Source organism: Streptomyces sp. NPDC056061 (genome assembly GCF_042266885.1).
Lineage (GTDB): Bacteria > Actinomycetota > Actinomycetes > Streptomycetales > Streptomycetaceae > Streptomyces.
Genome location: NZ_JBHJWQ010000016.1, coordinates 67,366 through 75,691, shown reverse-complemented (window position 1 = coordinate 75,691; position 8,326 = coordinate 67,366). Strand labels below are relative to the sequence as shown.

At 72.4% G+C, this 8,326-nt stretch carries 6 protein-coding genes and 1 tRNA gene; 4 read left to right on the top strand and 3 right to left on the bottom strand.

Going from position 1 to position 8,326, the window contains the following annotated elements:
• Positions 1–225: 225 nt before the first annotated feature.
• Both ACFC79_RS22445 and ACFC79_RS22440 read left to right on the top strand, forming a co-directional pair.
• On the top strand, positions 226–930 hold the full coding sequence (locus ACFC79_RS22445; RefSeq protein WP_376242719.1) for a hypothetical protein: 705 nt from the start codon (positions 226–228) through the stop codon (positions 928–930).
• Positions 921–994: transfer RNA gene (locus tag ACFC79_RS22440), tRNA-Lys, on the top strand. The genes ACFC79_RS22445 and ACFC79_RS22440 overlap by 10 nt, the downstream gene beginning before the upstream one ends.
• Before the next feature lie 80 nt (positions 995–1,074).
• Here the strand turns inward: ACFC79_RS22440 and ACFC79_RS22435 are convergent.
• A complete protein-coding gene (locus ACFC79_RS22435; RefSeq protein ID WP_376242717.1) occupies positions 1,075–2,289 on the bottom strand; it encodes a M6 family metalloprotease domain-containing protein in 1,215 nt (404 codons plus the stop codon).
• A gap of 567 nt (positions 2,290–2,856) precedes the next feature.
• Here ACFC79_RS22435 and ACFC79_RS22430 point away from each other — a divergent pair.
• Positions 2,857–4,725 (top strand): EAL domain-containing protein, encoded by a 1,869-nt coding sequence (locus ACFC79_RS22430; RefSeq protein WP_376242906.1) that lies wholly within the window; start codon positions 2,857–2,859, stop codon positions 4,723–4,725.
• A gap of 138 nt (positions 4,726–4,863) precedes the next feature.
• On the opposite strand, the gene ACFC79_RS22425 is transcribed toward ACFC79_RS22430, so the two are convergent.
• Positions 4,864–6,027 (bottom strand): LLM class flavin-dependent oxidoreductase, encoded by a 1,164-nt coding sequence (locus ACFC79_RS22425; RefSeq protein ID WP_376242715.1) that lies wholly within the window; start codon positions 6,025–6,027, stop codon positions 4,864–4,866.
• Between the two features lie 110 nt (positions 6,028–6,137).
• Positions 6,138–6,962 (bottom strand): decarboxylase, encoded by an 825-nt coding sequence (locus ACFC79_RS22420; RefSeq protein ID WP_376242713.1) that lies wholly within the window; start codon positions 6,960–6,962, stop codon positions 6,138–6,140.
• A 149-nt stretch (positions 6,963–7,111) separates the two neighbouring features.
• Here ACFC79_RS22420 and ACFC79_RS22415 point away from each other — a divergent pair, with 149 nt between their 5' ends.
• Entirely contained in the window at positions 7,112–8,071 is a 960-nt protein-coding gene (locus ACFC79_RS22415) for a D-2-hydroxyacid dehydrogenase (protein WP_376242711.1), read from the top strand.
• Positions 8,072–8,326 lie beyond the last annotated feature (255 nt).

Sequence of the window (8,326 nt, the reverse complement as noted above, 5' to 3'; positions counted from 1 at the left end):
TTTATACCACACTCCCGCAATTATTTGGGTGGTGTGGGGCCGGCGCGGGGGGGGGGGCGCGCCGGCCTCCCCGGCCCCCCCGCCCGGGGGGCCCGCCCCCCCCCGCCCGGGGGGGCCGCGGCCGCTGGCATATGCCCGGGCGCAAGATACTCCTCCGCACCCCGCCCTGTCCCGGTTTCCGGCAACTCTTGGATCCTGTCGATCACGGCCGGTAGACATGGGCGCATGAGCGCATGGCTGCCAGACGAAACGACCCTGCAATGCGGCGACGCCCCTCGCCGGGGCCATGATCGCGGCGCCGGGTTCCTCGCCCTCCTGGGGGACCAGGCCGCGGACCGGACGGCCCGGATCACGGCGGCCGGGGCGGCCTGGCTCGCCGGCGCCTCCGCGTATCCGCGCAGCACGCTGACCCAGTGGCAGGCCCGCCCGGCCTCGCCCGGGGTGCTGCCGTGCGGGTCGGCCTTCGACGTGGTGAACGTGCCCACCCTCTTCGGGCGCCGGATGCTGGAACACCTGTGGTCCGACGGGCCGGGTTCCGGTCCCGTCGCCACGCACCGCGGCCGGATGCTGCTCTTCGCCTCCCCCGGTACCGCGCAGCGCCTGCCCTCGCTGCTCGACTGGGAGGAGTGGGGCGGCGGCCTCGAACCGCGCGACGGCGGCCCGGAGGGCGACACCGGGGTCCCGCCGCTGCTCTGTCACGGCACCGGGGACGCGGTGACCGTCCCGCCGCTGACCTGCGATCCCGCTGCCGCCGGGCCCCGCTGGGTGGTCGCGCCGGACACCCGGTCCCCCTGGTTGCCGGGCCCCGACGTACTGCTCTGGGCCTGTGTGCGAGTGACCAGGTCGGCACCCGATTCGGCGGTCCGGAATCCAATTTTTCCTACCGGCGATCCGGATGCTAATGTCTACGACGTCAGCAGGCGCCGCTAGCTCAGTTGGTTAGAGCAGCTGACTCTTAATCAGCGGGTCCGGGGTTCGAGTCCCTGGCGGCGCACAGACAGGGAAAGGCCCCTCGCGAGAGCGAGGGGCCTTTCCCGTGTCCCGACGGAGGGCCCGGGGCCGGTATCGGCGGAGCTACACCCCCGTGGTGATCCGGACGGTCCAGGCACCCGACGGCGTCCGGTCCGCGACCTCGACCTTGGCATGGGCGCCGGGGATGCTGAACGTCTCGCCGACCCGCAGCGGCGCGTCCGCGAGCGGTGCGTAGACGGAGCGCGCCCAGCAGGCGCCCGAGCGGGGGTGCGTGTCGACGACGTCGACCGGGCCGCCTCCGGACGGGGTCTCGTTGCGCACCCGGTAGATCAGGACACCTTCGGTGCAGGTCAGCCGGTCGTTGCCGGTGGCGCCGCGCGCCTCGATCGCCACGGCGCTCCCCTCACCGGTCCGGATCACGGCGAGCCGGGTGCCGAGGGAGGCACCGGGCGCGGGCGCGGCCGCGATCGGCTCCAGGGTGACGACCCGGCTGCGCTGGACGCAGACCACCTGTTCGCGGGCCAGCCAGCCCAGCTTCCACTTGTGCCAGCCGAAGAGGTCCGGCGCGAGGCCGAACTGGCTGCCCATCACGTCCCAGTCGCCCACGTAGGTGTCCCAGTCCCCCTTGCCGTCGGACGGCCGGTGGTACAGATCGGGCAGGTCGAGAACGTGCCCGGTCTCGTGGGCGAGCACGTTGCGGTCCGGCGGGTGCTGCTCGAAGACGGTGACGACGCGCCGGAGGTCCACGCCGTCGACGCGCAGCGGGCGGCTGAAGTTGACGACCTTGGTGGCATCGGAATCGACGCCCGGGGCGTCCGGGTCCGCCACCAGATAGACAATGTCGAACCGGGAGAAATCGACCTTCGGGTCGGCCACGTCGAGCGCATCGCGCAGGTAGGCGCCGCGTCGCTCGTTGTCCCAGTCGCGCTGCATCCCGTACCAGTCGGACGGCCTGGGCATCCGGATCCACTGCCGCAGCGGATGCGGGCGCAGAATGAACTTCCCGTACGAGGCGCTCCGGAAGAAGCGGGTGGTGGCGGGGAAGTGGTCGGCGGCGAGCTCGGCGGGGGTGCTGGTGGGCCGGTGGTCGGGGAAGGACAGGAAGACCATGACCGCGTCGAGGGGGTGGTCGGGGCGCGGGTAGGCGTCGTTCCACTCGTCCACGCCGAGCGAGTGGTGCGCCTCGGTGCGGGGCAGCGCACAGGGGCCCGCGTCGCCGGTGACGGCCACGGCCGGCCCGGTGACGAGGGAGGTGGCCACGAGCGCCAGGAGCGAGGTCACGGCCGCGATCACACCGCGCAGACTCGGCCTCTCCACTCCCCCGGTTCTGCGCTGACGCGGCACAACTACCTCCGGGTGCGAGATGCGATCACGCACCACCTTGTGATGATTCGAGCCTTTCGTCCTGCCGAGCTGCCCCAGTCGAGTCAGCAGCCCACCCGAGCGCCATCCCTCACTGACAGTCACAATCAATCACGATCGAGTCGTCAGAGGACGGAAGCGCTCACAAAAGATCGGTAACGGGCAAATCGGATCGACGCGGGACTGACCCATGCGGGGCGTCCACGTGGCGCGGAAGGGTCGGGCGCTGGAACGGCCGAGGCGCCAGCCTCTATGCTTCACCAGGCTTTCCCGTGCGGTTTCCGCCCTCCGTGGCGGTGTCCCGCACAGCGGGCCAGTCCGGCCACACCTGTTCAGGACAGAACTGCACGGCAGGAGCGAACGGTGAGCGGAACCTCCGAAGGGCCGAGGCCCGCGGCGGGCACACACTCCCCCTCCACAGGACCGTCGGTCACGGAGCGTGAGGCGCTGTGGCCTCCTGCCAGTGATCGGGGATACGAGCCCCACGGATACCGGGCGGCCTTCCGGGCCGCCACGCTCCCGATGGCCGTCGTCGACCACGAGGGCCTGGTGGTCGCCGCGAACGACGCGCTCGCCGGTCTCCTCGGCTCCTCCCCCGCGGCGCTCACCGCACAGTCGGCGGCCGATCTCCTCGACCTGGCGGCGGACGGCCGTACCTGGCACGCGTACCGCGAGGTACTGCACGGTCGGCGACAGCGGTTCCACTGCACGCAGGGGCTCAAGCATCCCGACGGACGCTCGCTGTGGGCCGAGATCACCGTCGTGCCGATGCCTGAACCGGAACCCCGCCGGACCGGCGCCCCCGAAGGCCCCGAAGGCCCCGAAGGCAATGGTTCGGGAGGCAACGGCCCGGTGGGCAACGGTCCCGGTGGCCACGACTCCGGGAGCGACGGCTCCGGAGACGACCGTTGCGCGCCCGGCCCCGGGGGCGAGTGTTGCAGGACCGGTACCGGGACCGGCGGACACGGCCGGGTGCTGCTCTCCGTCGCCGACATCAGCGACCGGCGCGAGCTGCAGAAGCGGCTGCGCCATCTACGGATGCACGATCCGGTGACCGGACTGCCCAACCGGACGCTGTTCTTCGAACGGCTGTCGTCCGTTCTGGAGACGCCGTACCAGGACGACCACCTCGTCCAGGGTCGCGGCCGGATCGGGCTCTGCTACCTCGATCTCGACGGTTTCAAGGCCGTCAACGACTCCATGGGGCACCGGATCGGCGACCAACTGCTGGAGGCCGTCGCCGCCCGGCTCACCGCCTGCGCCGCCCAGGACGATCCGCACCTCTCCGGCGCCCACCTCGTGGCACGCCTGGGCGGTGACGAGTTCGCGATCCTCGTCGAGGACTCGGCCGGCACGCAGCAGCTGACCGACCTGGCCCGCCGGGCGCTGGCCGCGCTGCAGAAGCCGTTCGACCTGGGCGGTCGGCGGCTGTCCGTGTCGGCCTCGATCGGTGTGGTGGAACGGCCGATGGCCGGCACCTCGGCGACCGGCCTGATGCAGGCCGCCGACACCACGCTGTACTGGGCGAAGGCGGACGGCAAGGACCGGTGGACGCTGTTCGACCCGGAGCGCAACGCGCACCGGATGACCCGGCAGACGCTCTCCTCCCATCTGCGGCCCGCCGTCGAGCGCGGCGAGTTCACCATCGAGTACCAGCCGCTGGTCGGCATGGCCGACGGAGTGGTGCGCGGGGTGGAGGCCCTGGTTCGCTGGAACCACCCCCAGTTCGGCATGCTCTCGCCGAATCGGTTCGTCGCGATCGCCGAGGAGGACGGCTCGATCGTCCAGCTCGGCCGGTGGGTGCTGCGCTCCGCCTGCCGCCAGGCCCGCCGCTGGCAGCTCGACCACCCGGCCGAACCACCCCTGTTCATCAGCGTCAACGTCGCGGTGCGGCAGGTCTGGGACTCCGATCTGGTCACCGATGTCGCGGAGATCCTCGCCGAGACCGGCCTCGATCCCGGCCTGCTGCAACTGGAGCTGACCGAATCCGCGGTGATGGGCTCGGCGGGCCGCCCCCTCCAGGCCCTTCAGGCGCTGAGCGACATGGGCGTGCGCATCGCCATCGACGACTTCGGGACGGGCTACTCCAACCTCGCCTATCTGAGTCGGCTGCCGGTCTCCGTGCTGAAGCTGGACGGCTCGTTCGTACGCGGCTTCCGCTACGACGACGACGCCCACGCCAGTCCGGCCGACGAGACGATCGTCGAGGCCATGGTGCACCTGGCGCACCGCCTGGGCCTGACCGTCACCGCGGAGTGCGTGGAGACGGCGGGCCAGGCGGAACGGCTGCGCAGCCTCGGCTGCGACACCGGGCAGGGCTGGCTGTACTCGCGCGCCGTCGGGCCGGAGCGGATCGCCGAACTGATCGGCCGCCGGAAACTCACGGTGTGATTCCGGTACGCCGGTGCGGCTCCGGGGCGACGGCGTGCCTCCCGGAAGCCGGGCCGCCTCCGGGGCGACGGGGCCACCGCCCGCATCGGCGTCCCCGTCGTACCGGGGTCGCGGCCCGTCGCCGGGGCCCGGAACCGGTCAGGACGTCGGCAGACCGTAGGCGTCCGCGATCAGTTCGTAGCTGCGCAGTCGCGCCTCGCCGCCGTGGGCATTGGCCGTGATCATCAGCTCGTCGGCACCGGTGCGCTCGGCCAGGCCGTCGAGACCGGCACGGACCTCGTCCGGTGTGCCATGGACGACGTTGCTCAGCCAGTTGTCGACGAACTCCCGCTCCATGGACGTGAACGAGTACGTCTCCGCCTCCTCGGGAGTGGGGACCAGGCCGGGCCGGCCGGTGCGCAGCCGGACCATGGACAGCGCCCCGGAGAGCACCTGCCGACGGGCCTCGCGCGCGTCGTCGGCGGCCAGGGCCGCGGCGCCGATCAGCGCGTACGGCGCGTCGAGCACCGCGGACGGCCGGAAGGACTGCCGGTACAGGTCGAGGGCCGGCACCGTGTTCTGGGCCGAGAAGTGATGGGCGAAGGCGAAGGGCAGCCCGAGCACACCCGCCAGCCGGGCGCTGAACCCGGAGGAACCGAGCAGCCAGATCGGCGGGCGGGCCGCCGACTGGACCCCGCCCTCGGCAGTGCCCTGGACCGGGCCGGGAACGGCGTGGATACGGGCGTAGGGGTGGCCGTCGGGGAAGTCGTCGTCCAGGAATCGGGTCAGCTCGGCGAGCTGCTGCGGAAACTCGTCGGCCCCCTCGCCCAACCGGTCGGTGCGCCGCAGGGCGGCGGCCGTCGCGCCGTCGGTGCCGGGGGCGCGCCCGAGGCCGAGGTCGATGCGGCCGGGGGCCATGGCCTCCAGGGTGCCGAACTGTTCGGCGATGACGAGGGGCGCGTGGTTGGGCAGCATCACTCCCCCCGATCCGAGTCTGATGCGCTCGGTGCGGGCGGTGAGGTGGGCCAGGATCACGGCCGGTGAGGAGGAGGCGACGCCGGGCATGGAGTGGTGCTCGGCGACCCAGTAGCGGTGGAATCGGCGGCGCTCGGCCAACTGCGCGATGTTCACGGCGGTCCGGAGCGCCTGGGTGGCGGTGCGGCCCTGGCCGACGGTCACCAGGTCCAGCACCGAGAGCGGGACGGGGGCCGTGCCCTCGGCCCGGCCGCGGATCCCGTCGCCCCGGGCCTCGGCGTCCCGTGCCTCACCGATCGGGACCTCATCACGGCCGTTCCGGACCTCGTCGCCTCGAATGTCGTCCACGTTCGGCCCCTCCCGGTGATGCGAATAGGTATGCGTGCGGCTCATGAGCCCCCCATGGAACAGGAGGCGGTCTCCGCTTATTCCGGCCGCCACCCCTCGCGCTCACGGGTTCATACGCCCCACCGGCCGGGTCCGGGGTGCCTGCCGGCCTGCCCCTTCCTTCCGCTCCTCGCCCAGGCCCGCCCCGCGCCCCATCCGGCCACCGGCGCCGGGGGCGCCTCGCGGGCGGCGAAGATCTTTCCCAGCCTCGGGGACCAGGCACGCCGGTCCGCCAGCCGCAGCCCCTCCCGGGCCGACACCTGGTTGCCCGTGAGGACCGGCTTGCCGAGGAGGTCCTCCAGCTCCGTCACGTACGAGACGGTGTGCAGGGCCGTGTCGGGGAGCAGCACCACGTCCGCGTCCGGCCGGTCCGCCGCCGTGACGAGTTCCTTCACGTGCTCCGGCCCCCAGCCCGCCGTCTCGGTGGCCGAGGCGAGCCCGGCCGCGCGGGTGGCGACGACCTCGATGCCCGCGGCACGGAGGAAGGCCGTGAACGCCTCGGCGATGGGCTCGGGGTAGGTCGTGGCGACGGCGACGCGCTCGGCGTCGAGGTGGCGCACCGCGTGGACGAAACCGAAGGACGTACTGGAGGCGGGCACCCCGGACTCCCGGGCCAGGGCGGCGATCTGTTCGTGGGCGCCCTCCCAGCCGTACAGGAAGCCACCGGCGCTGCTCGCCCAGACGACGCACTCGACACCGGCGCGCTGGAGTTCGGGAACCCCGGCGGCCAGCCGTCCGGGCACACCGGCCCGCATCAGCGTGTCGGTCCGGTAGGCGTCGTCGTCGACGGCGGTGTGGTTCACGACCAGCCGGACGGCGTCGAGCAGGACCTCCATCCTCGGGAAGTCGTCCTCCGCGAGATGGTCGCCGGGATAGAGAAAGCCGAGGGTCGTCATGTCCGCCCCTTCTTCGCCCGTTTTTACCCATCTCTCCCTAGTATTCCCCCATCCGCCGCCGCCCCCACCCCGACCTGTTGACGAACACCGGCACGGATGCCAGCGTGGGAAGCCCGCACATCGCAGACGCAGCGGAGCGACCGCCTCTCATGCCAGAGCCCACCGTGCTCGTCCTGGACGCAGACCCGTCGCCGCGCCTCGGGCGACTGACCGGACGGGCCGTCGTCCGGTACACGGACGAGGCCGGACTCGCCGCGCGCCTGCCGGATGCCGACGTGCTGCTGGTGTGGGACTTCACCTCCGACGCGGTACGGGCCGCCTGGCCGGGCGACGGGCCACGTCCGGCATGGGTGCACACGGCGAGCGTGGGCGTGGACCGCTTGCTCTGCCCCGAGCTGGTGGCGTCCGGCACCACGGTGACCAACGCGCGGGGCGTCTTCGAGCGGCCGATCGCCGAGTACGTGACGGGCCTGGTGCTGGCCTTCGCCAAGGATCTCCCGCGCACACTGGATCTACAACGTGCGCGGCTGTGGCGGCACCGGGAGAGCACCGAGGTCGCGGGCAGCCGCGCCGTGGTCGTCGGCGCGGGCCCGATCGGCCGGGAGATCACCCGGCTGCTGATCGCGCTCGGGGTCCAGGTGGCGCTGGTGGGACGCACGGCCCGGCGCACCATTCACGGCGTGGCGGACCTGGACCGGCTGGCGGCCCGCGCCGACTGGGTGATCTGCGCGGCACCTCTGACGGCGTCGACCCGCTCCATGTTCGACGCACGGTTCTTCGGGCTGATGCAGCCTTCGGCCCGGTTCATCAACGTGGGGCGCGGCCCCCTGGTCGTCGAGGAGGATCTGGCCGACGCGTTGCGCAAGCGCTGGATCGCCGGTGCGGCCCTCGACGTCTTCGAGCAGGAGCCCCTGGAGCCGGACAGCCCGCTCTGGGACGTACCGGATCTGATCGTCTCCCCGCACATGAGCGGCGACACGGCGGGCTGGCGCGACCGGCTGGGCGCGCAGTTCGTGGAGATGTACGAACTCCGGGCGGCCGGGGAACCGTTGCCCAATGTCGTGGACAAGCGGCTGGGATACATCCCGGCCCGGGATCTCGACGACTGACCCGAACTCCCCGCCCCGGCAAGGCTTTCCCCACGGCCTCCGACACCCGCCCGGACGACGGTTCATGACGGTGCGTCACCTCGATTCCGCTTCCACCGGGACGCGTCGCCGGGACCCCTGGGCCCCCTCCTGCGACGGGACACGGGACGGTCACCCTCCGGCCACGTTTCGGCCACAGGCGGCCACTTGCTGCATAGACGTACGGGATCGGGCAGGCGCTCCACCTGTCCGGACGGTCCGACCCCCCTCCAGGAG